Below are 25,735 nucleotides of genomic sequence, written 5' to 3'. Positions count from 1 at the left end.
AGCGGAGATCATGGCGTTCACCTGCGTTCTGACGCGATCCGGATCATTCGGGCAGCGTCGCCGCCCTTGCATTAGTTCAGTAACTGAACGACTATTTCGACATCATGTCACTCTTTGACACATTGTCAATGACTGGAGCGCACATAAATTCGCGGGATGGCTTGCCAGCCCAGTAAGATGGTCCTCAAGCAATCGGAAAGGTCGGAAGTATGAGCAACCTGCAGGAACGTCGGGAACGGGAAAAACAGCAACGTCAGTTATCGATTCTCGACGCGGCCGAAACCATGTTCGCGGAGAAAGGCTACGACCGCACCTCGATGGACGACATCGCGCGGACCGCCAGCCTCAGCCGCGCCCTGCTTTACGTCTATTTCAAGGACAAGGCGGCGATCCAGCGGGGCATCATGCTGCGTGCCGCCGAACGCTTGCGGGAACGCTTCCGGGCGGCGCTGGAGACGGGCGCCACCGGGCTGGACAAGATCCAGGCCATCGGCACAGCCTACTACCACTTCTGGCAGGAGGAGCCGGACTACTTTGCGGCGCTGACCAAGGCCACCACCGCCATGCAGGAGGCCGAGGCCGAGGAAACGCAGGTCATGGTCGGCTGCGAGATGGAAACCATGCAGTTGATGGTGCAGGCGCTGGATATGGGCATCGCCGACGGCAGCGTCGATGCGCAACAGGTCAGCGACAGTTTCCAGACCGCGCTCTATCTGCGCGGCGCGCTGCACGGGGTCATCATGATGTGCCAGCAGGAAATGGGCGACGACGGGCCGCTGGCGACCTACCCGGGCGACGCGCTGATCCGGCACACCATGGAGATGCTGCTGCGCTCCATCAAGGCATAGCGTTCAACACGCCGGGGTCAGCAACAAAAAAGGGCGCCGAAGCGCCCTTTTTTGTCCAAGCCATGATTACCGCTGGAAATCGTAGATCGAGCCCAATCCCAGAATCCCGGTCAGCTCGTCCAGCGCATGCCGGCTCTCGTCCAGCAGCATCGGGTCGGCCAGATCCGCCTGGGTCAGCTCGCTGCGGTAATGGCCTTCCACCCAGGTGCACAGGCGCTCGTAGAGGGCGTCGTTCATCAGCACGCCGTCGTGCATGGCCTTGAGCTCGTCGTCGGTCAGCACGACGCGCAGACGCAGGCACGCGGGCCCGCCGCCGTTGCGCATCGACTGCTTGACGTCGAACACCTCCACCGCGGCGATGGGCCCGCCCTGGGCCACCAGCTTGTCCAGATAGCGGCTCACCGACTCGATCTCGCGGCATTCGCCCGGCACCGCCAGCAGCATGGAACCGTCCTGGCGGGTCAGCAGCTGGCTGTTGAACAGGTAGGAACTGACCGCATCGGCAATCGGCACCTCATCGGAGCTGACCCGCACCGGCTGCAGTTCGGTGCCCTTCAGGCGAGCCCGCACGTCGGTCAGGACCTGGTCTTCATTGAGGAACGCCATGTCGTGGTAGAACAGAACGTTGCCGTTGCCCACCGCGATCACGTCGTTGTGGAACACGCCGGCGTCGATGGCGTGCGGATTCTGCTGGGCAAAGACCGAGTGGGCGTCGCTCAGCCCGTGCAGTCGGGCAATGGCGCGGGACGCCTCCAGGGTCTGGCGCGCCGGGAAGCGCTGGGGCGCCGGCGCGGTCTCATCAAACGCCGACTGCCCGAACACGAACAGCTCCACCCCGGGGTCGCCATAGGCGCCGCACAGGCGGGTGTGGTTGGCCGCACCTTCGTCGCCGAACTGGCTCACCGCCGGCAGGGCCGGATGGTGGGCGAAGTAGGCGTCGTCGGAGAACATGGACTTCAACGCCCTACCGGTCACCTCGTGCTCGATGGAGCGGTGGAACTTGGCGTTCAGGTTGGCCGGGGTGAAATGCACCCGGTGATCCGCGGTATCGGCGCTGGGAGACACCGTCGCCGCGTTGGCCGTCCACATGCAGGAGGCGGAGGACGCCGCCGCCAGCACCACCGGATTGTCTTTGGCGGCGGCCGCCAGCACGTCCGCGTCGCTGCCGCTGTAACCCAGCTTGCGCAGCGTGGGAATGTGCGGGCGCTCGTGGGGCGGCAGGATGCCCTGCACAAATCCCCGGTCGGCCAGGGCCTTCATCTTGGCCAGGCCCTGCAGGGCCGCTTCCTTGGGGTTGGAGACCGCGCTGACGTTGGACTTGGAGGCCACGTTCCCCCAGGACAGGCCCGCGTAGTTGTGGGTCGGTCCAACCAGACCGTCGAAATTCGCTTCTGTGGCGTGTTGGGTCATGACAACCTCACTCAAGATCCTCGTGGAGATACCGGACCGGTGGCCCGGCACTGCTCAGTCCAATGTAGCCGAAGCTTCAGTTTCGGAGGGGACTGCACATCCCCCGATATTTCCCGGCAGGCTTGCGCCTGCTCCGAAGCTCATGCGTCGGCGACACGTACTCATCGCCTCAGTCGAAGCTCAGGCCCGGCGCCAGGGCGTCCGGCATGGCGCTCTTCTCGGACTCCAGCGACGCCATCGGCCAGGCACAGTAGTCCGCCGCGTAGTAGGCGCTGGGGCGGTGGTTGCCGCTGGCGCCCACGCCGCCGAACGGAGCCGCACTGCTGGCGCCGGTCAGGGGCCGGTTCCAGTTGACGATGCCGGCGCGGACCTCTTCGGTCAGGCGCTCGTACAGGGAGCGGTCGTCGGTGAGGATGCCGGCGGACAGGCCGTAACGGGTGTCGTTGGCGATTTCCAGGGCCTGGTCGAAATCCCGGTAACGGATCACGGTCAGCAGCGGGCCGAAGAACTCTTCATCCACGCCGTCCTTCACGTCGGTCACGTCGATGATGGCCGGAGACAGCAGGGACGTGTTCTCTTCCAGGCGGCGCATCTCCAGCAGCGACTTGCCGCCTTTCTCGAACAGGCTGGCCTGGGCGTTGAGCAGCGCATCCGCTGCCGCGACCGAGACCACACCGCCCATGAACGGCTGCGGATCGGCGTCGAAGCGACCGACCTGGATCTTGCTGGCCACCTCGACGACCCGATCGATAAAGCGGTCGCCGGCCTCGCCTTCCGGTACCAGCATGCGGCGGGCGCAGGTGCAGCGCTGACCGGCGGACAGAAACGCAGACTGGATCGCGTGGTGGACGGCGCCGTCCAGGTCGGAAACGTCCTGCACGATCAGCGGGTTGTTGCCGCCCATCTCCAGTGCCAGGATCTTCTCCGGCTGGCCGCCGAACTGCTTGTGCAGCAGGTGGCCGACGTTGGAGCTGCCAGTGAAGAACAGGCCGTCGATGCCCGGATGATTGGCCAGGGCCACGCCGGTGTCTTTCTCACCCTGAACCAGGTTGATCACGCCGTCCGGCAGACCCGCCTTGAGCCACAGGCGCAGGGTCAGTTCGGCCGTGGCCGGGGCGATTTCGCTGGGCTTGAACAGGGCCGTGTTGCCCGCCAGCAGCGCCGGCACCAGGTGACCGTTAGGCAGGTGGCCCGGGAAGTTGTAAGGGCCGAACACCGCCACCACGCCGTGGGGGCGATGGCGCAGGACCGCCTGGCCGCCGGCCACTTCGTTGGCGCTGTAGCCGGTGCGGTCTTCGTAGGCTTTCCTGGAGATGCCGATCTTGCCGATCATGGCGCCCACTTCGGTGCGGGACTCCCACATCGGCTTGCCGGTCTCTTCACCGATGGTGTGGGCCAGCGCTTCCTTGTTGGCTTCCAGCTCCTTGGCGAAAGCTTCGACGATCGCCAGGCGCTCCTCGAACGACTTGCGGCGCCAGGCCGGGAATGCTTTGCGGGCCGCACGTACGGCGGCGTCCACGTCTTCTACATCGGCGCTCTGGCCCTGCCAGACCGCATCGCCGGTCACCGGCTGGATGGATTCCAGAGCCGGGCCGTGGCCGGTCAGCCATTTGCCGTCGATCAGCAGTTCGCCGGTCAGTTCAATGGTCATATCTCACTCCTGTCATTCTGTGGCGTGCAGTCGCGAACGCCTGCACGGGAATTCGTATTGTCAGCCGCCGGGGTCAGTGGTTCTGGGCCGCGCGGGTGCGGTTGCCGTCTTTCAGGGGCGACAGTCGCACCAGATCGCCGGAGGTCACCTGCAGGGCGTCGGCCACTTCCGCCGGCATGCTGACGGTGTCCGGTTTGATGCAGCTCAGCGGCAGTGTGGTGACGCGGAAATCCCGGAACGAGCGGTTGGACACCATGGCGCGCTCCTCGGGCGGCACGTCCAGGTTCACCGGCTGGCGCGTCACCAGCACGTGGCGTTTCATGCTCTCGCGCACGGCGCGGACGTTGTGGATGAACGCTTCCACCACCGGGCCGCCGTCGAAGATGTCCACCAGCCCGTTAAAGTTGAAGCCTTCGGCCTGGAGCATGCGCAACGCCGGTTTGGTGTTGTCGTGCACCTCGCTCAGCACCTCGCGCGCCGCCGGCGGCAGCAGCGGGACATAGATCGGGTATTTGGGCATCAGCTCGGCGATGAACGACTTGTTGCCCATGCCGGACAGGAAGTCCGCTTCGCTGAAATCCATGTCGAAGAAGCGCCGGCCCAGGGCGTCCCACAGCGGGCTGCGGCCATCGGCGTCGGACACACCGCGCATCTCGGCGAACACTTTATCGGAGAACAGCTCGCGGAAGTCGGCCATGTACAGGAACCGGCTGCGGGACAGCAGCAGGCCGTTCCCGCCCTGGCGGTGGGTGTCGGACAGCAGCAACGAACAGATCTCGCTGGTGTCGGTCATGTCGTTGGTCAGGTGCAGGGTGGGCGTGCGCACGTGGACACCCAGTTCCCGCGACGCGTTGACCGTGGTGGACAGACGGTAGTTGTACCAGACCTCGTCCAGGCCGACGCGGGCCTCGATGCCGCTGATCCCGACGCACTTCTTCTGCTCGGTGTCTTCCAGGGCGAACAGGTACATGCCCGCCTCGGGTTCACAGCGCTCGTTGAAAGTCTCTTCGGCGCGGGCAATCTTGCTGGCCAGCAGGTCGCGGTTGGGCGGCAGGGAGGTCAGGCCCTTGCCCGCGCCGTGCGCCATCTCCAGCAGGTCTTCCAGGTCGCCCTGGTTGACGGGTCGAATCAAAAGCATTCTACGTCTCCTTTCAGGGCTAGAGGGCCACCAGAGCCAGATCGTCGCCGTCGGACACAGCCAGCACATCGGCCACGGCGGTATTGAGACGCACCACGTCGCCCAGGCCATCGCTGACGTTGGTCAGGGTGCAGCGGAACTGTTCGCTTTCACCATTGGCCACCAGGTAGCGCACGCCCCGGCTGCCCTCGCCCCGCCGGACGTTCTTGGTGCGGCGGCTGGTGATGGTGTTGAGCGCATCGGTGCGGGCCTCCAGCACCGGGCCACCATCGAAAATGTCGATGTGCTTGCCGACGCGGAAGCCTTCCCGCTCCAGCAACTGGCAGGTGCGCGCCGCGGCGTCGTGGGGCTGACTGATCGCGGCCTGGGCCGGTTCCGACAACAACGTCTCGTAGATCGGGTTGGGCGGCATCAGCTCGGCGATGAAGGTCTTGCTCTTGACGCCGGAGTAGTAGTCGGCGGTGGCAAAGTCCATATGGAAGAAATGCCGGCCCAGACTGTCCCAGAAGGGCGCGTTGCCCTCGTCGGTCTGCACGCCCTGGATCTCCACCACCAGCTCATCGGTGAAGCGTTCCCGGTGCCGGTCGATGAACAGCAGGCGGGCGCGGGACAGCAGCTCAAACGCCTCGCCGTCGCGCAGGTCCGGGTCGATGGTGAAGGAGCACAGCAGGCTTTTGCCGGTCAGCTCGTGGGTCGGGTACAGCACCGACACGCGCTTGGACACGTCCAGCTCGTGGGACGCGTGAATCAGCTCGTCGCGGCGGTAGTTGTAGAACGGCTGGCCGTTGCCGGCGCGGGCGTCGATGCCGGCGCTGCCGTGGATGCGGCCGGTCTCGGAATCTTCCAGCACAAACAGGAACCGCTCGCGGTCCGCCAGCGCGGGATCTCCCGCCAGCGACCGCAGGGAATGGTCGATCTTCTCGCTCAGCTTGTCCCGGGACTGGGGCAAGGTGGAAACACGGGCACCGTGACCGGTGGCCAGCTTTTCAATGCCGGCCAGGTCTTCGTGTCGTGCGGGTCGGACAATCCACATGGATCCGTTTCTCCTGTGAGTCGTGCGAATCGCGGGCCCGATCATCGGGCCCGCACAAGCCCGGCGTTAACCGGCCACCTTGGCAACGGCGCGCTCGAAGCGCTCCAGGGCCTCGTCGATGTCAGACTCGGGGATGATCAGCGACGGGGCCAGGCGGACTACGTTGGCCCCGGCGACCAGCACCATCACACCCTCTTCCAGGCCGGCGTTGAGGAATTCCTTGGCCTTGCCCTTCCACTCATCGGTCAGCACACCACCAAGCAGCAGGCCGGCGCCGCGAACCTGCTCGAACACGCCGTACTTCTGGCCGATTTTCTCCATACCTTCGCGCAGGCGTTTGGAACGCGCTTCGACGCCTTTGAGCACTTCCGGCTGGCTGACGATGTCGATCACGCGCTGGGCCACGGCGCAGGCCAGCGGGTTGCCGCCGTAGGTGCTGCCGTGGGTGCCCACGCCCAGGCTCTCGGCGATTTTGGCGGTGGTCAGCATGGCGCCGACCGGGAAGCCACCGCCCAGGGATTTGGCGGTGGACAGGATATCCGGAGTCACGCCGTACATCTGGTAGGCGTAGAGGTGGCCGGTGCGGCCCACGCCGGTCTGCACTTCGTCGAACACCAGCAGGGCGTTGTGCTTGTCGCACAGCTCACGCAGGCCTTCCAGGAACGCCTGCTCGCCCGGCAGAATGCCGCCCTCGCCCTGGATCGGCTCGACCACGATGGCGCAGGTCTTGTCGGAGATCAGGGCCTCGACGCTGGCCAGGTCGTTGAAGTCGGCGTGGTGAATGCCTTGCGGCGCCGGCTCAAACCCTTCCAGGTACTTGGGCTGGCCGCCGACGCTTACGGTAAACAGGGTGCGACCGTGGAAGCTGTTCCTGAAGGAGATGATCTCGTTCTTGTCACCGCCGTGGTGCTGCCAGGCGTAACGGCGCGCCAGCTTGAAGGCCGCTTCGTTGGCTTCGCCGCCGGAGTTGGCGAAGAATACGCGCTCGGCAAAAGTCAGGTCGCACAGGGTCCTGGCCAGGTGGATCGCCGGCTCGTTGGTCATGACGTTGGACAGATGCCAGATCTTCTCGGCCTGGCTGGTCAGGGCGCCCAGCAGCCCCGGGTGAGCGTGGCCCAGCGCGGTGACGGCGATACCGCCGGCCAGGTCGATGTACTCCTTGCCTTCCTGATCCCAGACGCGCGAGCCTTCGCCGCGGACCGGGATGATCTTGCCCGGCGCGTAGTTGGGGACCATCACGTCATCAAACATTTCGCGGGTAATGGAAGGTGTTGTCATAGCATCCTCGTTATCGTGTTGTCAGAAACTGCCACGATTCTATGAAGGTGCTGTGGATGTCGCTTTCAGGATTGCGACCCGGACGTTACAGGATTGCGACCTGGGGCGGGTGAGATGGTCGCTCCCGCGTCGACGGCCGGAACGTCAGATTCGGAAGGGCCCGGGGCTATATCGGCAGGCCTTCGGCCTGCTCCGAAACTGACGTTCCGGCTACATCCGCGACGGGAACATTCACGACGGCCACATCCGCCACTCGCTCGCCTCAGACCTCCCGGTCCTCCGACGGCGTCAACCCGAACGCATTGCGGTAGGTGGTGCTGAAGTGCGCCCCCGACGAAAAGCCGCAGGACAGCGCGATCTCGGTCAGGCTCAGGCCACTGTTGCGCACCAGTTCGCGGGCACGGTCCAGCCGCAGCTTGAGGTAGTAGCGTGAGGGAACGGTATCGAGATGCTTGCGGAACAGTCGCTCGAGCTGCCGCCGGGACAGGTTTACGTGGCCGGCAATGTCGTCCCCGGACAGGGGTTCCTCGATGTTGGCGAACATCAGGTCCACCGCCTCCGCCAGCGCCGGCTGTTCCTGGCGGGTCGCCTGGTCGAGTTCGGTCCCGCCGCCCAGATCCGGTTCCCCCACCCGCTCGCGGACGAACCACTGGGCCAGGGCCTCGGCCACGTCGCGCCCCAGTTCGCGGCCGATGGTCCAGATCATCAGGTCCTGGGCGGCGGTGGCGCCGCGACAGGTAACGCGGTTGCGGTCAACGCAGAAAACGTCATCGCTCTGGCGGATGCCGGCGTAACGACGGCGACGCTCCGCCGCCGGCAGACCGTGCAGGGCGGCGCGGTAGCCATCGAGCAACCCCGCCTCCGCCAGCACCAGACTGCCGCTGGCCAGACCGCCGATCAGTTTCAGGGCGGGTGCGCGGGCCCGCAGCTGGTCCGGCAAACTCTCCGGCAGCGAACGGGGCGGGGCGTGACCGCCGATCACCAACAACCAGTGCAGCGGTGTGTCGTCATCCTGCAGTGCGGTTTGCGGCAGGGGCAGGCCAGCGCCGAGCGCGCCACCTTCGCCGAAGTGATGGATGGCAAAGCAGGTTTCGCCCAGCAGACGGTTGGCCGCCAGCAAAGGTTCGACCGCTGCGGCGTAGGTCAGCGCGGAGGCGCCGGGCAGCAGCAGCAAACCGACATTCAGTGACAAGTGATACCCCTCAAACAGCCCGGTGCCCCGGCGTGGATTCGTTCAGGCGTCGGCGTCCGGCATCAGCACATCGGGCGACCCGACCGCCGGCAGCTCGATGATCCGTCGCTTGTGGCCATCGCGCGCCATCAGCGCCTTCACCACCAGTTTATAGGAATCAAGGTCGAAGGTGACACTCCCGGACGACAGGGACAGATCCGCCAGTTCGGCTTCGTCGTGGACCGTCGCCACGTGCATCCAGTTGTAGATGATGAGAATGTCGGTGCGGTCGCGCTCCCGGTTGTACTCAACCACCCCCACCGGCCCAGGCCAGGGCCAGGTGGTCAGGCGCAGGCCGTGGAAGCCGATCTGCATGCGCAGGTTGTAGCGGGTGACGTCTTCCTCGCCCTCGCAGGCACCCTGGCAACGCCCCAGGGTGCGCTGAAAGCAGTGGCCGTCGTTGTCGGGCTCCAGCCCCAGCAGCCGGTTACATAGCTCATTCCTGGCGGCGATGCCCTGCAGGGCCCGCTGGGCGTCCTTCACGCTGCGGAACAGCCCGAAGTAATCCCCCAGCCTGTGCGGCTCGATTTCACGCACCAGTCGCGCCTGCAGGTAGCCGGTCTCGCTCTCGGCCAGTTCGATGCTGACCAGCGTCTTGGCCGCTCGCGAGCGCCGGTTGTAGAGCGGGTTGAGGGTCTTGATCTGACGCAGCTCCAGCAGCATCGCGCCCAGCTCGCCGGCGGTTTCGGTCCAGTCCACATGGCGCAGGCTCTGGGACATACGTACCCCGCGGTGGGAGTTGTGGTCGCCGGAAAAATGCGAAGCCACCCGCTGCAGGATGTTGGTGCTCTTGCCCACATACAGCAGCACGTCGTTCTCACCGTAGAACCGGTAGACCCCAGGTGCCTGCGGCAGGGTATCGAGGATGTCCGTGGGCAGGTGCGAGGGCACGCTCGGTCGGCGCAGCAAATGACGCACCGCCGCTTCGACCGCCTCTCCGCCCTTGTCCGTCAGCGTCGTTTCGAAGAACGCCAGCATGGCTTCCACATCCCCCATGGCACGGTGACGCTGCACGGTGGGCAGGCCGTGCCGGGCAATCAGCGTGTCCATATTGTGGCGCCGATGCTGCGGATACAGACGCCGCGACAGCTTCACCGTACACAGCACCCGCGCCGAGAACGCCTGCCCCAGCCGGCGGAATTCCGCCTTGATGAAGCCATAGTCGAAGCGCGCGTTGTGGGCCACGAACACGCAGCCGTCCAGTTTGTCTCGCAGGGTGTCGGCGATGTCCTCGAACAGCGGTGCGTCCGCAACCATCTCGTTACTGATGCCGGTGAACCGCTCGATGAACGGGGAGATGCGGGTCTGGGGGTTGAGCAGGGTCTGCCACTCGTCGATGACCTCGCCATCGTGCCAGAAGCGAATACCGATCTCGGTGATGCGATCCGCCGCGGAATTGCCGCCGGTGGTTTCCAGATCGATGAATGCCAGCGTCGCAGAATCGAGAAAAGCCGCAGTCTCAGTCATGTTTATCCTCTACGTGAATAAATCGCCACTGGACCGCGATTCCAAAGGGAATTTGAAGATTAGACCTTAGTATAATTTTTGATCAATTTACTTTGTATTGTCACATTACCGTAACTAGGTTGAATTTGACGCAACACAACAATAACGCACGGAGAACACCAGGATGAACCGCAACAAAATAACAATCGCAGTTCAGGCTACAACCTCTGCCTTTATCCTCGGCTTGGCCGGTCAGGCCAGCGCCATCGAGCTCAACCCCGGCTCAATCGAAGCCGAGCTCTACGGTTACGCCCGCCTCAACGCCGTCTATGACATTGACGAAGACATCGGTATTTCCACCCAGGCCGGTTCCTTCGACGAAGTGAATACCGGGGCGGCGGAAGACGATGAAGTGACCGGTCACTTCGACGCCGACGCGGTCCAGAGCCGCTTGGGTGTCAAGGTCATGACCGAACAGGGCCTGCAAGTCGTCGTGGAAGGCGACTTCCGCGGCAACGGCGGCGGCGACCTGCGACTGCGTCATGCCTATGGCGAATATATGGGCGTTCTGCTGGGCCAGACCTGGTCCAACTTCAACAGTTTCGTCGGCAACACCTCGGTGCTCGATTTCGACGCCCTGGCCGGGAACGCCGGTCTTCAGGGTCGCGTGGCCCAGGGCCGGTACACCTCCGGGCCCTTGTCGGTGTCGCTGGAGGAAAATATCAGCTCCGTCTACTCCGTTGGTGGTGTGGACGATAAGCACAGCCTGCCCACGTTGACCGCCCGCTTCGAGAGTGCCTCCGGGCCACTGTCGTTCTCGGCCGCCGCCCTGGCGCAGCAGGTCGAGTACGACACAGGCACCGAAGACGACAGCGCCGTCGGTTTTGCGGTTTTCGGCGCGGCCAAGTTCGCGCTGACCGACACGATCAGCCTGCAGGGGGCGCTGGTCTACAGCGACGGCGGTAACGCCTACCTGTATCGCTCCGGCGACAACTTTGCCGCCGAGGACGCCTACGTCGACGCCAACGGCGATCTGGAAACCATCAGCGGCTACGGCGGCACGGTCGGTGTGGGCGTGGATGTCGGCCCCGGTTCCATTAACGCCGGCTACGGCTTTGCCACCAACGACTGGGACGATGCCGAGGACGATCTTGGAACGGCCAACGTCGGCGAGAAACACGAAACCAACAGCAACGCGATGATCAACTACCAGTGGAGCCCGGTGGAAAACGTCACCATGGGCGTGGAATACGCCTACTTCATGGTGGACAAAGTAAACGGCGATGACGGCGACGCCAGCCGCATCCTGTTTGCCAGCCAGTACAACTTCTGACGAAGCGCGCCACAGGAAGCCCCGGTCGCCATGGCCGGGGCTTTTTTGTGGCACCGCGATCGCTCACCGGGCAACGGTTTGGCGCAGCACACCTCGCGCACCTGGCCCGATCTGACAAACCCGATCTTCGAACCGACTGATTTCCCGCCTGCCCCTGCCCATGGCACGCCCTGTGCTGCATCGCCCTTACCGGGCATGACCCGGTCCATTTCGAAGACGAGGGTTTGACCATGAAACGGACTGACGACCAAAGCGTTCTGTTTGAACTGACCCACCCGTTCGAGGCCGCCGTAATGGACGACCTGCACGACTATTTCGACTGGATGTACTTTGCCAACTAGTGTCCCGTCTGGTGTAGCCGGAGCTTTAGCTTCGGTGGGCCCGACGGGCCCCGACAGAAATCGAGAGTGATCTCGTGGGGAGCCTTACGGCTCCTCCGACGCTCAAGCTTCGGCTACATTGAACGGCCCGACTACCCATTACGAAAAAGCGGGCCGAAGCCCGCTTTTCCTGGATCGCCTTCACCTCAGAGCAGTAACCGTCGAACGTCCCCCAGCATTTGCCCCAGCAACGTCGTGAAGCGTGCCGCATCGGCGCCATTTACAGCCCGATGGTCATAGGACAGGGACAGCGGCATCATCAGCCGGGGCTGGAAAGCGCCACCGTCCCACACCGGTTGCATCGACGCCCTGGACACACCGAGAATCGCCACTTCCGGCGTGCTGACAATGGGCGTGAACGCCGTACCGCCAATACCGCCCAGGCTGGTGATAGAGAAGCACCCGCCCTGCATCTCATTGGGCTTGAGCTTCTTGTCCCGCGCCTTGGCCGCCATTTCGGAGGCTTCCTCCGCCAGCTCCCAGAGTCCTTTCTTATCCACATCCCGGATCACCGGCACCATCAGCCCGTTGGGCGTGTCCACCGCAATGCCGATGTGGATGTAGCGTTTGCGGATCACCTCCCGGCGCTCCATATCCAGCGACACGTTGAACTGCGGCAGTTCCAGCAGCGCATGGGCACTGGCCTTGAGCAGGAACGCCAGGGGCGTCATCTTCACGCCGCGTTTTTCGCCCTCCGCTTTGAGGCTCTTGCGGAAGGCCTCCATGTCGGTGATGTCCGCCGCGTCGTGCTGGGTCACATGAGGCACATTGAGCCAGTTGCGCTGCATGTTGTTGGCAGTGGCCACCTGGATGCGCGACATGCTCTCGCGCTCGATGTCGCCGAACTGGCTGAAATCCGGCAGCTTGACGCCGGGGATGCCGGCGCCGCCCGCAGCGGCCGGAGCGCTCCCTTCCTGGGTTTTCTGCAGCTCGCCTTTGACGTAGGCCTGGACGTCGTCCTTGAGGATGCGGCTCTTGGGCCCGCTGCCCCGGATGCGCGCCATGTCCACGCCGAGTTCCCGCGCCAGCTTGCGTACGGCGGGGCCGGCGTGCACCTTGCCGGAGGTTTTTGGTTCGTCAGAGACGGACTCCGCGGCCGGGGACGCTTGCTCCCCTTCCGCCCGGGACGGCTTGTTCTCCTCCGCAGCCGGGGCTTCGTCAGCCCCCTTGTCCGCCGCCTCACCGTCACCGGCGACGGTCATTTCCAGCAGGTTGTCGCCTTCGGAAAGCTTGTCGCCCTGGCTGACCAGAACCTTGTCCACCTTGCCCGCATAGGGCGACGGAATCTCGAACGTTGCCTTGTCCGACTCCACCGTCACCAGAGGATCTTCCTCAGCCACTTCATCGCCGGCGCTGACGTTGATTTCCAGAACCGGCACACCTTCGGCGCCATCCATGTTGGGCACCTTGACGGTTTCCTTGCGTGAACCGCCGGAGGCTTTCTTCTGCGGTTTGGGCGCGCTTTCCGACGACGATTCCGCCGATGCCTCGCTGGCCTTTGCTGGCGCTTCTTTCTCCTCGCCGTCGCTCTCACCGCCGCTGACCGTCATCTCCAGCAGCTTGTCGCCGGCGGAGAGCTTGTCCCCCTCCTTGACCAGCAGCTTGCCGACCTTGCCGGCGAAGGGTGACGGAATTTCGAAGGTCGCCTTGTCGGACTCCACCGTCACCAGCGGATCATCCGCGGCCACGTCGTCCCCTTCTTTCACGTTGATCTCAAGGACAGGCACGTCTTCCGCCCCGTCCAGATCAGGAACGGTGACCGTCTCCGTGCGCGAGCCGCCGGCAGTCGATGCTGCCGGTTTGGCGGGCTTGTCGTCCGCTTTGTCCTCAGACGTGTCCTCAGAGGCGTCCTCAGACGTGTCCTCAGAGGCGTCCTCAGACGGTTCGTCCGGCGTGTCGTCATCGGGCGTTTCATCCGCCGCCGCAGCGTCGGCGTCGATCAGCCCGACCACGTCACCTTCCTTGACCGAGTCTCCCACGGACACGGTAATTTTGGTGATCTTGCCGGCCATTGGCGACGGCAGGTCCACCGACGCCTTGTCGGACTCCACGGTCAGGATCGGATCCTCCTCCTCGACCGTATCCCCCGCGCTGACAGCGATTTCGATGATTTCCACCTCATCCGCGCCGCCAAGATCGGGTACCTTGATCTCCTGCTCACTCATGGCGGTCTCCTCAGCTCTTCACCGGATTCGGCTTGTTGCGGTCGATGTTGTACTTACGCATCGCCTCCAGCACCTGTTTCTGTTCCATCTCACCATCCGCGGCCAGGGCCCGGAGCGCCGCCACCACCACGTGGTAGCGATCCACTTCGAAGAAGCTGCGCAGACGCTCTCGGGTGTCGCTGCGGCCAAACCCGTCGGTCCCCAGGACCTCATAGTGCTTGGGCACCCAGGCGCGAACCTGGTCGGCGTAGAGTTTCATGTAGTCGGTGGACGCCACCACCGGCCCGATCTGCTTCTGCAGGCACTGGGTCACGTATGGCTGCTTGGGTTTGTCGTCCGGGTGCAGCTTGTTCCAGCGGTCCACGTGCTGGCCGTCCCGGGCCAGTTCGTTGAAGCTGGTGACGCTCCAGATGTCGCTGGCCACGCCGTAGTCGTCCCGGAGCAGCTCGGCCGCCGCCCGGACCTCGTTGAGGATGGTACCGGCGCCGAGCAGTTGAACCCGCGGCTTCTTCTTGCGGCCCTTGGTATCCACCGCACCGAACTTGTACATCCCCTTGATGATGCCGTCCTCGGCGCCCTTGGGCATGGCTGGCTGCTCGTAGTTCTCGTTCATCATGGTGACGTAGTAGAAGACGTTCTCGTTCTCTTCGTACATGCGCCGCATGCCGTCCTGCACCACCACGGCCATCTCGTAGGCGTAGGCCGGATCGTACGCCACGCAGTTGGGAATGGTCTGGGCCAGGATCAGGCTGTGACCGTCCTGGTGCTGCAGGCCCTCGCCGTTGAGCGTGGTGCGCCCGGCGGTGCCACCCACCAGAAAGCCCCGCGCCTGGATGTCACCGGAGGCCCAGGCCAGGTCACCGACCCGCTGGAAGCCGAACATGGAGTAGAAACAGTAGAACGGGATCAGCGGGAAATCGTTGGTGCTGTAAGACGTGGCGCAGGCCATCCAGGCGGCCATGGAACCGTCCTCATTGATGCCCTCTTCCAGGATCTGGCCCTTCTTGTCCTCCTTGTAGTACATGATCTGGTCGCGGTCCTGGGGCGTGTATTTCTGCCCCTCGGAGGTGTAGATCCCCAATTGCCGGAACATGCCTTCCATGCCGAAGGTACGCGCCTCGTCCGGCACGATCGGTACCACCCGTTTGCCCACGCGCTTGTCCTTGGTGAGGGACGTGAGCAGCCTGACGAACGCCATGGTGGTGGAGATCTTGCGGTCGCCGGAGCCCTCCAGCAGATTCTTGAAGATATCCAGCCCGGGCACTTTCAGCGGCTGACTGTCCTTGCGGCGCTTGGGCAGGAAGCCGCCCAGCTCCTGCCGGCGTTTCTTCATGTAGACCATTTCCGGGCTGTCCGGAGCCGGCCGGTAGTAGGGCACCTTTTCCAGCTCCTCGTCTTTCAATGGCACCGCAAAACGGTCACGGAAGCGCTTGAGCTGGTCGATGTCCAGCTTCTTCAGGGAGTGGGTGGTGTTCTGGGCTTCACCGGCATCGCCGAAGCCGTAGCCCTTGATGGTGTGGGCCAGGATCACCGTGGGCTGCCCCTTGTGGTGCACCGCATTGTGGTAGGCCGCGTAGACCTTGTAGGGATCGTGCCCGCCACGGTTGAGCTTGTTGATGTCGTCGTCGGTCAGGTGCTCGACCATCTTGGCCAGCTCCGGGTAGCGGCCGAAGAAGTTCTTGCGGGTGTAGGCCGGGCCGTTGCTCTTGTAGTTCTGCAGGTCGCCGTCGCAGGATTCGTCCATGGCGCGCTGCATCAGACCGTCCTGATCCTGGTCGAACAGCGGGTCCCACATGCGCCCCCAGACCACCTTGAGCACGTTCCAGTTGGCGCCGCGGAAGACGCCTTCCAGTTCCTGGATGATCTTGCCGTTGCCTCGCACCGGGCCATCGAGACGCTGCAGGTTGCAGTTGACCACGAAAATGAGGTTGTCCAGTTTCTCGCGCCCGGCCATGGAGATCGAGCCCAGGGTTTCCGGCTCATCGCATTCGCCATCGCCGACGAAGCACCACACGTGACGATCGCCCATATCCACCAGCTCGCGGCTGTGCAGGTACTTCATCACATGGGCCTGGTAGATCGCCTGGATCGGCCCCAGCCCCATGGACACGGTGGGGAACTGCCAGTAATCCGGCATCAGCCAGGGGTGCGGGTAGGACGACAGACCGTTGCCGTCGACTTCCTCGCGGTACTTGTCCAGATGTTCTTCCTCCAGGCGCCCTTCCAGGTAGGAACGGGCGTAGATACCAGGCGCCGAGTGCCCCTGGAAATAGACCAGATCCGATTCCTGTTTCTCGTTACCGGCATTGAAGAAGTAGTTGAAGCCCACGTCGTAGAGGGTCGCCGCCGACGAGAAGCTGGAGATGTGACCGCCCAGCTCCCCCGGTCGCTGGTTGGCCCGCAGTACCATGGCCATGGCATTCCAGCGGATCAGCGAACGGATGCGGCGCTCCATGAACAGGTCACCGGGCATCCGGGCTTCCTGCTTCAGCGGAATGGTGTTGCGGAACGGCGTGGTGATGGAATATGGCAACTGGGTGCCTTCGCGGCTGGCGCGCTCGGACAGGCGTTCCAGGATGAACTTGGCGCGGTCGATCCCCTCGTTGTCGATCAGGGAATCCAGAGCCTCCATCCACTCCTGGGTTTCGATAGGATCTTCGTCCTGATACATCCGACCCTCCTCATCAAGCATCATGTTGGCAATGCGGAAGACGTTTGTCGTGGCCGACTGGCGGTTCGCGCCGAGCCGAAATCACAGCGTTCTGGCCCAAACGGGCTCACAAAAGGTTCCAGTAAGCATAGAACAGGATCGCCCGGGTCATGGGTTTGTCGGCAGATGTTGTCAGAGTTCCCGAACAAACCGATGAACCGGACCCAAGGCCCGGGGAAACCCTCAGCGTGGTCGCTGGCCCCGCCTCCGACAAGCCGCCTGCGACCAATGTCTGAACAGCGCAGGGCTCGTACTGCCCGATATCTCACACTAGTCTACTAGTGAGTAGTGAGCCCCTGATCAACGCGGGGCCCGTCACCGGCTCGGGGAGTCCAATGACCAAAGCTGCTGTTGATCGCGTGTACCTGTTCGGCACCTGCCTGATCGATGTGTTCCATCCGGAAGCGGGCATGGCCACAGTCCGGCTGCTGGAGCGGGAAGGTGTCGAGGTGATCTTCCCGCCGGAGCAGACCTGCTGCGGGCAGCCCCCCTACAATTCCGGCTACGATGACCAGGCCCGCACCGTGGCGCGCCAGGTGGTGGAACGCTTCGCCGAGCCCATCCCTGTGATCGTGCCATCCGGCTCCTGCGCCGGCATGCTGCGCCACCACTACCCCGATCTGCTGGCCGACGATCCCCTGGCCGACGCCGCCCGCGACCTGGCCGCCCGCACCTACGAACTGCACGAGTTTCTGCACCGTATTCTGGCCGTGAAACTGGAAGACCACGGTGAGCCGGTGACGGTGGTCATGCACACTGCGTGCAGCGCACGCCGGGAAATGGGCGTGCGGGAAGACGGCCTGGCGCTGCTGGGACAACTGGCCAACGTGACCGTGTGCGAGCCGGAAAACGCCGAGGCATGCTGTGGCTTCGGCGGCACCTTCGCGGTGAAGATGCCGGAGATCTCGGTCGCCATGGCCAGCGACAAGTGCCAGGCCGTGCGCGCCAGCGGCGCCGATCAGTTGCTCAGCAGCGACTGCGGCTGCCTGCTCAACATCGACGGCATGCTGCGCAAACAGGGCAATGCCCTGCCCGCCCATCACCTGGCCACCTTTCTCTGGGAACGCACCGGAGGCGCATCATGAGCGGCTTCACCAGCCAGCCGGACCAGGACTTCGGCGTCCGCATCCACGAAGCTCTGGAGGACGCCGAGCTGCGCGAGAGCTTCCACGGCGCCATGACCTTCCTGCGGGAGAAACGGCGCAGCCAGTTTCCGGATCCCGATGCCCTCGAGAACCTGCGCGACAGTGGCGCCGCCATCCGCGACCGGGCCCTGGCCAAGCTGCCGGATCTGCTTGAGCAGTTGGAAGACCGCTGCCGCCACAACGGCATCCAGGTGCATTGGGCCGAGACCAGTGACGAGGCCAACGCCATCATCACCGGGCTGATCCAGTCGGTGCATGGCCAGCGCATCGTCAAGGGCAAGTCCATGGCAACCGAAGAAATCGGCCTGAACACCGCGCTGGAGGCCGCCGGCTTCACCTGCCTGGAATCGGACATGGGCGAGTACATCGTCCAGCAGGCGGGCGAGACGCCGTCCCACATCATCATGCCGGCGATCCACCGCAACAAGGCCAGCATCGCTCGCCAGTTCGCCGACCAGATCCCGGACACCCCCTACACCGAGGACGTGGACGAACTGATCGGCACCGGCCGACGGGTATTGCGCCAGGCCTTTGCCCATGCGGATGTGGGCATCTCCGGGGTGAATTTCGCCATCGCCGAAACCGGCACCCTGTGCCTGGTGGAGAACGAAGGCAATGGCCGGATGTCCACCACCGTGCCGGACACCCACATCGCCGTCATGGGCATCGAGAAAGTCATCGAAAAGCTGGCCGACCTGCCGGACCTGATGCGCCTGCTGCCACGCTCCGCCACCGGCCAGGCCATCACCACCTACATCAATCTGATCAGCGGACCGCGCCGGGACGACGAATGCGACGGGCCGCGTCAGGTGCACCTGGTGCTGGTGGACAACGGCCGCAGCCGTATCTACGCCGACCGCGAGTTGCGCGCCACTCTACGCTGCATCCGCTGTGGCGCCTGCATGAACCACTGCCCGGTGTACGAACGTCTGGGCGGGCACGCTTACGGCACGGTCTATCCCGGTCCCATCGGCCAGGTGGTGATGCCGCAGCTGTTCGGGCTCGACAAGGCCGGCAAGCTGACCCAGGCGTGCAGCCTCAACGGTGCCTGCGGCGAGGCCTGCCCGGTCCGCATTCCGCTGCCCGACCTGATCCGCCGCCTGCGCCACGAAGGCGTCACCGACGATCCCGCCAGCCCGGTACGCGGTCATGGCCGCCAGCGTCAGGCCAGTGAAGCCCTGATCTGGCGGGTCTGGGCCACGATCCACGCCCATCCGCGGCTCTACCGTCTGGTGACCCGGCTGGCCACCCGGTCACGCCGCCTGCTTCCGCCCCTGCCCCGAGCCTGGACCGCCCGGCGCGCGCGCCTTGAGCCGGCGCCACGCAGCTTCCACGAACAGATGGCCCAACGCCGCCAGACGGAACCGCGCCCATGAAGTCGAGAGATCGTATCCTCGCCCGCCTGCGTCACGGGCGCACCGCCTCCCCGGCAGCGCCCATGACGCCCCCGGAGTCGCCGCCGCCGGCGGTCACCCAACCAGACCTGGAGCCCATGATCGAGGCTCTGGGCGCGGCTCACGCGGAGGTCATCCGGATCGAGGAAAGCCAGTGGCCGGACCGGCTCGCCGCCATGGCCGCCGAACGGAGCTGGCAGCACTGGTGGGTGGGTCGCGACGAAGTCGCACAGACCTGGCAGCAGCATGCGTCCGCCCCCCAGGTCACCGTGTTCGACGACTGGACGACGCAGAAAGACGCGCTGTTTCGCGAGGCTCCGGTCGCCCTGAGCCTGGCCCAGGGCGGGATCGCTGAAACCGGCACCCTGATCGTGGAAAGCCGGCCCGAAACGCCCCGGACCCTGTCACTGGTGCCACCGGTACACGTGGTCGTGGTGCGCGAACGGACCGTCTACCCGGACATGGCGAAGGCCCTGGCCAACTACAGCCACAGCGGCCTGCCCACCAACCTGATCTTCATCTCCGGCCCGTCCAAGACAGCCGACATTCAGCAGACCCTGGCCTACGGCGCCCACGGCCCCAAGGAGCTGATCGTCTTCCTGTGCCGTTGAGGCCCGAATTCATCGCCACTCTAAATATTGAAGTGCGAACACCTTCCTGTCACATACCTGCAATTTCGCGGCCTTTCCATTGAATTGAGAACAGAGCATGCCGCCAAGCACCTGTTTGCACGCGCAATTTAATTAGACCTGAAAATAAAATCCCGATTGGTTATACTCCGCTCCCCGATTTTCAGGCGGGGCAAAAGGAGGGGTTACCAACAACAGGAATACCACGTCACGGGGACGCACCCATCCGCGTTCACGCCCCTCCCTGCCCTGAATTGTCATGACCGGCGCCGCAGAAGCACCGGAATCGATCCAATACGAGAGAGGGAGGCCTATGAACTCCGTTGTAAACGCCCCTGAAACATTCTCCGCCCGCATTCCCACGGTGGAATTCGAGGAGCGCCGCTTCCAGGTCTACACCGACCGCCAACTGGACAAAATCGAAGCCATCCAGTCCCTGCCGGAAGACACCCTGTTCGAGATGAAGGTCGTCTCCAGCGTCCTGCCTTTCCGGGTCAACGAGTACGTGATCAACGAGCTGATCAACTGGGACAAGGTGCCCAATGATCCGCTCTACCAGCTGGTCTTTCCCCAGCGCGAGATGCTCAAGCCCGAGCACTACGAGCGCATGGCGGAGATGCACCGCAGCGGCGCCGACAAGAAAGAGATCCAGGCGGTCGCCAAGGAAATCCGCGACGACCTGAACCCGCACCCGGCCGGCCAGATGCAGATGAATCAGCCGGAGCTGGACGGTGAGGCCCTCGAAGGCCTGCAGCACAAGTACCGCGAGACCGTGCTGTTCTTCCCGTCCCAGGGCCAGACCTGCCATTCCTACTGCACCTTCTGCTTCCGCTGGGCGCAGTTTGTCGGTGACAAGGACCTGAAAATGGCCAGCACCGACGCCGAGAAACTGCACGGTTACCTGCGCGAGCACACCGAGGTCACCGACCTGCTGATGACCGGCGGCGACCCGATGGTGATGAAGACCAAGAACCTGGTGCAGTATCTGGAGCCCCTGCTGGAGCCGGAGTTCGATCACATCCAGACCATCCGCATCGGCACCAAGGCCCTGACCTTCTGGCCGTACCGCTTCGTGACCGACAAGGACGCCGCCGAGCTGATCGACCTGTTCGCGCGCCTGGTCGAGAACGGCAAACACGTGGCGGTCATGGCCCACTACAACCACTGGCAGGAAATCACCACCGACATCGCCGAGGAAGCAATTCGCCGCATCCGCGCCACCGGTGCCGAGATTCGCGCCCAGGGCCCGATCATCAAGCACGTCAACGACGACGCCGATGCCTGGGCCAGGATGTGGAAGAAACAGGTGCAGCTGGGCATCATCCCCTACTACATGTTCGTGGAGCGGGACACCGGCGCCAAGAACTACTTCGAACTGCCACTGGCGGAAGCCTACGAGATCTATCGCGAAGCCATGAAGAACGTGTCCGGCCTGGGCCGCACCGCGCGCGGCCCCTCCATGAGCGCGGGCCCGGGCAAGGTGGAAGTCCAGGGCATTGCCGAGATCCACGGCGAAAAGGTGTTCGTGCTGCGTTTCCTGCAGGGCCGCAACCCGGACTGGGTACAGCGCCCGTTCTTCGCCAAGTACAGCGATACCGCCACCTGGCTGCACGAGCTGGAGCCGGCCTTCGGGGAGGAGAAATTCTTCTTCGAGGACGAGTACGAGGCGATGCGCAAGGGCAACGGTTAAGCCGTTCGCCGCGCGCTCCGAAAGCCGGGCCCTGTGCCCGGCTTTTTTGTGGGCGGCCGATGTGAAAAGCCCATTCAGGCTACAGGGTCTGCGGGATTCTCAAGCCTTAACCCCGCCGCTGGCGCTTGGGTACAAATCCTTCCGGCTTGTCCTTCAGCCAGTCGACGAAGGTGCGTAACTCATCCAACTGCATCAGCTTGTTGCGGGTGTTGTAGTGCATACCCAGCTCGTGCTCGGAACAGGCGCCGTGGATCGCGTTGTGGCAGGGGCGACAGACCCAGAGGGTGCGGGTGATCATGTCTTCGCGGCTGAACAGTTTCTGGAAACGCTTCTTGCCGTGAAGGCGACGGGGGATGAGGTGGTGACGCGTGAGCTGGGCGACCGGGCGGTCGCACAGCTCACAGCAGTCCGGTTGCGGGGGCAGTTTCAGCATGACGGGCCAGCCGCTGCGCCCCGACGACTCAGTGCATCAGGGTGTAGAGTTTGCGGCGGTAGGTACGCACGTCCGGGTTGGCATTGCCGAGCTTGTCGAACAGCTCCACCAGTGTCGTCTTGGCGATGCCGTCCTTGTAGCCGGCGTCGGCCTGCATCAGCCGCACCAGCAGGTCCATGGCCGCGGCGTTGTTTTCCTTGATCACGTGCTGCAGCGCCAGCTGGTGCAGGGCGTCGCAGTCCCTGGGATCAGCCTCCAGACGCTTTTCCAGTTCCGCCACCGGCGGCAGTTGTCCCGCCTGCTCCATGAACTTCAGACGCGCCGCCAGTTGCCGGGCGTGGGGCTGCATCTTGTCTTCCGGCGCCAGGCTGTCGAGGATCTGCTGGGCGGTGTCGGTATCGCCCAGTTCCGCCTTGATCTGCGCCAGATCAATCAGTACCGCGGTGTCTTCCGGATCGGCCTGGTTCATCTCGGTGAGGATCGCCAGCGCGCTATCCAGGTCGCCCTCTTCCCACAGCCGGTTGGCCTTGTCATGGGGATTTTCCTCAGGCGCGTCCACGTGCTTCTCCAGCACCTTGCGGATTTCGCTTTCCGGCAGCGCCCCGTTGAAGCCATCCACCGCCTGGCCGTCCTTGACCAGCAGCACCGTGGGCAGACTGCGCACGCCCAGGTGACCGGTCAGCTCCTGCTGCTCATCGGCGTTGACCTTGGCCAGGGTGAAGGCGCCCTTGAACTCTTCCGCCAGCTTTTCCAGCACCGGCATCAACTGTTTGCACGGCGCGCACCACTCGGCCCACACGTCCACCAGCACCGGCGTCTGCGCGGAGGCCTGCATGACCTTGTCCTGGAAATTGTCGAGGGTGGCTTCGAAAACGTAGGGCGACTCACTCATAGGAAAACCTTGTTCCGGTGTTCGATCGATATCAGGGGTATTGGCGACAGATGTCTACTATGGTGTTCAGCAGCGCGAATTCAAGACGCAGCCACCTCGCAACCGGCGATTACCGCAAACCTGCTTGAATTTCCGGCAGACGCCGTTACATACGGAGAATAAGCCATTTGGCAAGAGTCCTGAAGCCAATCACACGAGGATGCAGCGTGATCAAGACCGATAGCCACCACGAGGAAGAGAGCATGGAGTACATCGGCAAGGACGAGAACCGACAGAGCCTTGCCCTGACCCAACAGGTCATGCCCAAGCGCATGTACCTGCTGCCGGTCCAGAATCGCCCGTTCTTCCCCGCCCAGGTGCAACCGGTCGTGGTCAATCAGGATCCCTGGCAGGAAACCCTCAAGCGGGTCAAGGAGACGGACCACCAGGTTCTGGGCCTCTGCTTTGTCGACTCCGATGAGTCAGCGAACATTCCCGACAGCGATGACCTGGAAATCATGGGCTGCGCGGTGCGCACCCACCAGGTTCAGCACGAAGGCGGCAAGGTGCAGTTCATCGCCCAGGGCCTGCAGCGTTTCCGCATCGTCCAGTGGCTACGGCGCAAACCGCCGTTCCTGGTGGAAGTCAGTTACCCACAGGAGCCGGAGGAAGAGGCCGACGAACTCAAGGCCTATACCCTCGCGATCATCAGTGCCATCAAGGAGCTGCTGCGCAGCAACCCGCTTTACGGCGAGGAGGTCAAGCAGTACCTGTCCCGCTTCGGGCCGGACGACAGCTCACCACTGGCCGACTTCGGCGCGTCCATGACCAGCGCCAAGGGTCCGGAGCTGCAGGACGTGCTCGACACCGTGCCCCTCCTGCGACGCATGGAGAAAGTGCTGCTGCTGATGCGCAAGGAGCAGGAGGTCGCGCGCCTGCAGGCGGAAATCAACGAAGAGGTGAACACTAAAGTCCAGAAGCACCAGCGCGAGTTCTTCCTGCGTGAGCAGCTCAAGGTCATCCAGCGTGAACTGGGGATGGCCAAGGACGACAAGACCGCCGATGTGGAGCGTTTCCAGGCGCGCATGGACGAGCTGAACCCGCCCGAGCATGTGCGGGAACGCTTCGACGACGAGCTGCAGAAACTGTCGGTGCTGGAACAGGGCTCGCCGGAGTACGGCGTCACCCGCAACTACCTGGACTGGCTGACCCAGGTGCCCTGGGGCCAGTCGTCGGAGGATCACTTTGACCTGGACCGCGCCCGCAAGATCCTGGACCGCGACCACGATGGCCTGGAAGACGTGAAGGACCGCATCGTCGAGTTCCTGGCCGAGGGCACCTTCCGCAACTCGGTCGCCGGCTCGATCGTCCTGCTGGTGGGGCCGCCCGGCGTGGGCAAGACCTCCATCGGACGTTCGGTCGCCGACGCACTGGGGCGACAGTTCTATCGCTTCAGCCTGGGCGGCATGCGTGACGAGGCGGAAATCAAGGGACACCGGCGCACCTACATCGGCGCCATGCCCGGCAAGCTGGTGCAGGCCCTGAAAGACACCGGCGTGGACAACCCGGTGATCATGCTCGACGAGATCGACAAGGTGGGCGCGTCTTTCCAGGGGGATCCGGCATCGGCCCTGCTGGAAACCCTGGACCCGGAGCAGAACAAGGATTTCCTCGACCACTACCTCGATGTGCGCATGGATCTGTCCAAGACCCTGTTCATCTGCACCGCCAACCAGCTGGACACCATTCCGCGGCCGCTGCTCGACCGTATGGACGTCATCCGCCTGTCCGGCTACATCACCGAGGAGAAAGTGCTGATCGCCAAGCACCACCTGTTGCCGCGGCTGCTCAAGCGCTCGGACCTGAAGAAGAAGCAGCTCAACATCAGCGACGCGGCCATCCGCCAGGTGGTCGAGGGCTACGCCCGGGAAGCGGGGGTGCGCAACCTGGAGAAACAGCTGCACAAGATCGTGCGCAAGGGCATCGTCAGGCTGCTCGACGAGCCGGACCAGCCGGTGAAGGTGGGCGTCAGCGACCTGCCTGATTTCCTGGGCCAGCCCCACTTCAAACGCGAAAAGGCGCTCAAGGGCACAGGCGTGGTCACCGGCCTCGCCTGGACCGCGATGGGCGGGGCGACACTCAGCATCGAGGCCTCGCGCATCCACAGCAGCCAGCGTGGCTTCAAGCTGACGGGCCAACTGGGTGACGTGATGCGCGAGTCGGCGGAGATCGCCTACAGCTACGTCTCCTCGAACCTGAAACGTTACAAAGGCGACCCGGCGTTCTTCGACAAGTCCTTCGTGCACCTGCACGTGCCCGAGGGCGCCACCCCCAAGGATGGCCCCAGCGCCGGCATCACCATGGCCACCGCCCTGCTGTCCATCGCCCGGGGCGAGGCGCCCCAGGCGGGTCTGGCGATGACCGGCGAGCTGACCCTGACCGGTCAGGTGCTGCCGGTGGGCGGTATCCGCGAGAAGGTCATCGCGGCCCGGCGCCAGAAGATCAGCACCCTGATTTTGCCGGAAGCCAACCGGGGCGATTACGAGGAGCTACCGGACTATTTGCAGGAGGGGCTCAATGTGCATTTCGCGAAACATTTCTCCGATGTCTACTCGATTTGTTTTGCACACAAGCCTCGTCGCGGCGCGAGCGTGCACTGATATGGATCGCTCCCCCTCAGACCGCATGAATAGTGGGTTACACGGAGTCGGAACACCCGTACGCGCAATCCACTATGGTTCAAAACGGGGCACATACCTATACTTCTAATCATTGGATTCATCGCATTCGCGTCGAATTCCTGTCATCTGAGAAGAGCCCATTAGGCGCCTGGTTTAGGCGCCTTTTTTTATGCCCAAAGAAAAGGTGTGGCCGGAGACAAATCACGCCCCGACACCCGGGCCGATGATCCTCCAGAACGAAAAGACAGAAGGGAAAGGCCCCGTTCAGT

At 63.9% G+C, this 25,735-nt stretch carries 18 protein-coding genes; 7 read left to right on the top strand and 11 right to left on the bottom strand.

Annotation, left to right across the window (positions count from 1 at the left end):
* Nucleotides 1–209 precede the first annotated feature (209 nt).
* A complete protein-coding gene (locus tag DKK67_RS03540; RefSeq protein WP_111494446.1) occupies nt 210–848 on the top strand; it encodes a TetR/AcrR family transcriptional regulator in 639 nt (212 codons plus the stop codon).
* Between the two features lie 66 nt (nt 849–914).
* Here DKK67_RS03540 and astB read toward each other — a convergent pair whose 3' ends face one another.
* The 7 genes from astB to DKK67_RS03505 all read right to left on the bottom strand — a co-directional run bounded on the left by astB (nt 915) and on the right by DKK67_RS03505 (nt 10,056).
* A complete protein-coding gene (gene astB, locus DKK67_RS03535) occupies nt 915–2,258 on the bottom strand; it encodes an N-succinylarginine dihydrolase (RefSeq protein WP_111494444.1) in 1,344 nt (447 codons plus the stop codon).
* A gap of 169 nt (nt 2,259–2,427) precedes the next feature.
* On the bottom strand, nt 2,428–3,909 hold the full coding sequence (gene astD, locus DKK67_RS03530) for a succinylglutamate-semialdehyde dehydrogenase (protein WP_111494442.1): 1,482 nt from the start codon (nt 3,907–3,909) through the stop codon (nt 2,428–2,430).
* 73 nt (nt 3,910–3,982) lie between these two features.
* The gene (astA, locus tag DKK67_RS03525) at nt 3,983–5,047 is read right to left on the bottom strand and encodes an arginine N-succinyltransferase (protein WP_111494440.1); all 1,065 of its coding nucleotides are present in this window, start codon (nt 5,045–5,047) and stop codon (nt 3,983–3,985) included.
* 19 nt (nt 5,048–5,066) lie between these two features.
* Entirely contained in the window at nt 5,067–6,080 is a 1,014-nt protein-coding gene (locus DKK67_RS03520) for an arginine N-succinyltransferase (RefSeq protein ID WP_111494438.1), read from the bottom strand.
* A 66-nt stretch (nt 6,081–6,146) separates the two neighbouring features.
* The gene (locus tag DKK67_RS03515) at nt 6,147–7,358 is read right to left on the bottom strand and encodes an aspartate aminotransferase family protein (RefSeq protein WP_111494436.1); all 1,212 of its coding nucleotides are present in this window, start codon (nt 7,356–7,358) and stop codon (nt 6,147–6,149) included.
* A gap of 262 nt (nt 7,359–7,620) precedes the next feature.
* Nucleotides 7,621–8,550, bottom strand: a complete 930-nt coding sequence (locus DKK67_RS03510) for a GlxA family transcriptional regulator (RefSeq protein WP_111494434.1) — start codon at nt 8,548–8,550, stop codon at nt 7,621–7,623.
* 42 nt (nt 8,551–8,592) lie between these two features.
* Nucleotides 8,593–10,056: an exonuclease domain-containing protein gene (locus DKK67_RS03505; protein WP_111494431.1), complete on the bottom strand. Its 1,464-nt coding sequence runs from the start codon at nt 10,054–10,056 to the stop codon at nt 8,593–8,595.
* Between the two features lie 163 nt (nt 10,057–10,219).
* Between DKK67_RS03505 and DKK67_RS03500 the strand changes: the two genes are divergently transcribed.
* Nucleotides 10,220–11,368: a DcaP family trimeric outer membrane transporter gene (locus DKK67_RS03500; protein WP_111494429.1), complete on the top strand. Its 1,149-nt coding sequence runs from the start codon at nt 10,220–10,222 to the stop codon at nt 11,366–11,368.
* A gap of 526 nt (nt 11,369–11,894) precedes the next feature.
* Here DKK67_RS03500 and aceF read toward each other — a convergent pair.
* Both aceF and aceE read right to left on the bottom strand, forming a co-directional pair.
* Nucleotides 11,895–13,913, bottom strand: coding sequence for a dihydrolipoyllysine-residue acetyltransferase (aceF, locus tag DKK67_RS03495; RefSeq protein ID WP_111494427.1), 2,019 nt, complete (start codon nt 13,911–13,913; stop codon nt 11,895–11,897).
* Between the two features lie 10 nt (nt 13,914–13,923).
* Nucleotides 13,924–16,584, bottom strand: a complete 2,661-nt coding sequence (aceE, locus tag DKK67_RS03490; RefSeq protein WP_111494425.1) for a pyruvate dehydrogenase (acetyl-transferring), homodimeric type — start codon at nt 16,582–16,584, stop codon at nt 13,924–13,926.
* Nucleotides 16,585–16,958: 374 nt separating this feature from the next.
* Between aceE and DKK67_RS03485 the strand changes: the two genes are divergently transcribed.
* From DKK67_RS03485 to DKK67_RS03470, 4 genes are all read left to right on the top strand, one after another.
* Nucleotides 16,959–17,708 carry a (Fe-S)-binding protein gene (locus DKK67_RS03485; RefSeq protein ID WP_111494423.1) on the top strand — a complete coding sequence of 250 codons (750 nt, stop codon included), beginning with the start codon at nt 16,959–16,961 and terminating at the stop codon, nt 17,706–17,708.
* A complete protein-coding gene (locus DKK67_RS03480) occupies nt 17,705–19,144 on the top strand; it encodes a LutB/LldF family L-lactate oxidation iron-sulfur protein (protein ID WP_111494421.1) in 1,440 nt (479 codons plus the stop codon). Before DKK67_RS03485 ends, DKK67_RS03480 begins: the two co-directional genes overlap by 4 nt.
* Nucleotides 19,141–19,773, top strand: a complete 633-nt coding sequence (locus DKK67_RS03475) for a LutC/YkgG family protein (RefSeq protein WP_111494419.1) — start codon at nt 19,141–19,143, stop codon at nt 19,771–19,773. The genes DKK67_RS03480 and DKK67_RS03475 overlap by 4 nt, the downstream gene beginning before the upstream one ends.
* A 331-nt stretch (nt 19,774–20,104) precedes the next feature.
* Entirely contained in the window at nt 20,105–21,481 is a 1,377-nt protein-coding gene (locus tag DKK67_RS03470; RefSeq protein ID WP_111494417.1) for a KamA family radical SAM protein, read from the top strand.
* A 106-nt stretch (nt 21,482–21,587) separates the two neighbouring features.
* Here DKK67_RS03470 and DKK67_RS03465 read toward each other — a convergent pair whose 3' ends face one another.
* Complete coding sequence (locus DKK67_RS03465) at nt 21,588–21,914, bottom strand: hypothetical protein (RefSeq protein WP_111494415.1); 327 nt, start codon at nt 21,912–21,914, stop codon at nt 21,588–21,590.
* 28 nt (nt 21,915–21,942) lie between these two features.
* A complete protein-coding gene (gene trxA, locus DKK67_RS03460) occupies nt 21,943–22,806 on the bottom strand; it encodes a thioredoxin (protein ID WP_111494413.1) in 864 nt (287 codons plus the stop codon).
* A gap of 242 nt (nt 22,807–23,048) precedes the next feature.
* Here trxA and lon point away from each other — a divergent pair, with 242 nt between their 5' ends.
* On the top strand, nt 23,049–25,445 hold the full coding sequence (lon, locus tag DKK67_RS03455; protein WP_111496752.1) for an endopeptidase La: 2,397 nt from the start codon (nt 23,049–23,051) through the stop codon (nt 25,443–25,445).
* Nucleotides 25,446–25,735: the final 290 nt, after the last annotated feature.

Source organism: Marinobacter bohaiensis, from assembly GCF_003258515.1.
In the GTDB taxonomy this organism is placed as follows: domain Bacteria; phylum Pseudomonadota; class Gammaproteobacteria; order Pseudomonadales; family Oleiphilaceae; genus Marinobacter_A; species Marinobacter_A bohaiensis.
This window is presented reverse-complemented; position numbering and strand designations above follow the sequence as displayed.

Coding starts and splice junctions, on each gene's coding strand:
- DKK67_RS03540 (WP_111494446.1), top strand. CDS start 210: ATGAGCAACCTGCAGGAACGTCGGGAACGGGAAAAACAGCAACGTCAG.
- astB (WP_111494444.1), bottom strand. CDS start 2,258: ATGACCCAACACGCCACAGAAGCGAATTTCGACGGTCTGGTTGGACCG.
- astD (WP_111494442.1), bottom strand. CDS start 3,909: ATGACCATTGAACTGACCGGCGAACTGCTGATCGACGGCAAATGGCTG.
- astA (WP_111494440.1), bottom strand. CDS start 5,047: ATGCTTTTGATTCGACCCGTCAACCAGGGCGACCTGGAAGACCTGCTG.
- DKK67_RS03520 (WP_111494438.1), bottom strand. CDS start 6,080: ATGTGGATTGTCCGACCCGCACGACACGAAGACCTGGCCGGCATTGAA.
- DKK67_RS03515 (WP_111494436.1), bottom strand. CDS start 7,358: ATGACAACACCTTCCATTACCCGCGAAATGTTTGATGACGTGATGGTC.
- DKK67_RS03505 (WP_111494431.1), bottom strand. CDS start 10,056: ATGACTGAGACTGCGGCTTTTCTCGATTCTGCGACGCTGGCATTCATC.
- DKK67_RS03500 (WP_111494429.1), top strand. CDS start 10,220: ATGAACCGCAACAAAATAACAATCGCAGTTCAGGCTACAACCTCTGCC.
- aceF (WP_111494427.1), bottom strand. CDS start 13,913: ATGAGTGAGCAGGAGATCAAGGTACCCGATCTTGGCGGCGCGGATGAG.
- aceE (WP_111494425.1), bottom strand. CDS start 16,584: ATGTATCAGGACGAAGATCCTATCGAAACCCAGGAGTGGATGGAGGCT.
- DKK67_RS03485 (WP_111494423.1), top strand. CDS start 16,959: ATGACCAAAGCTGCTGTTGATCGCGTGTACCTGTTCGGCACCTGCCTG.
- DKK67_RS03480 (WP_111494421.1), top strand. CDS start 17,705: ATGAGCGGCTTCACCAGCCAGCCGGACCAGGACTTCGGCGTCCGCATC.
- DKK67_RS03475 (WP_111494419.1), top strand. CDS start 19,141: ATGAAGTCGAGAGATCGTATCCTCGCCCGCCTGCGTCACGGGCGCACC.
- DKK67_RS03470 (WP_111494417.1), top strand. CDS start 20,105: ATGAACTCCGTTGTAAACGCCCCTGAAACATTCTCCGCCCGCATTCCC.
- DKK67_RS03465 (WP_111494415.1), bottom strand. CDS start 21,914: ATGCTGAAACTGCCCCCGCAACCGGACTGCTGTGAGCTGTGCGACCGC.
- trxA (WP_111494413.1), bottom strand. CDS start 22,806: ATGAGTGAGTCGCCCTACGTTTTCGAAGCCACCCTCGACAATTTCCAG.
- lon (WP_111496752.1), top strand. CDS start 23,049: ATGGAGTACATCGGCAAGGACGAGAACCGACAGAGCCTTGCCCTGACC.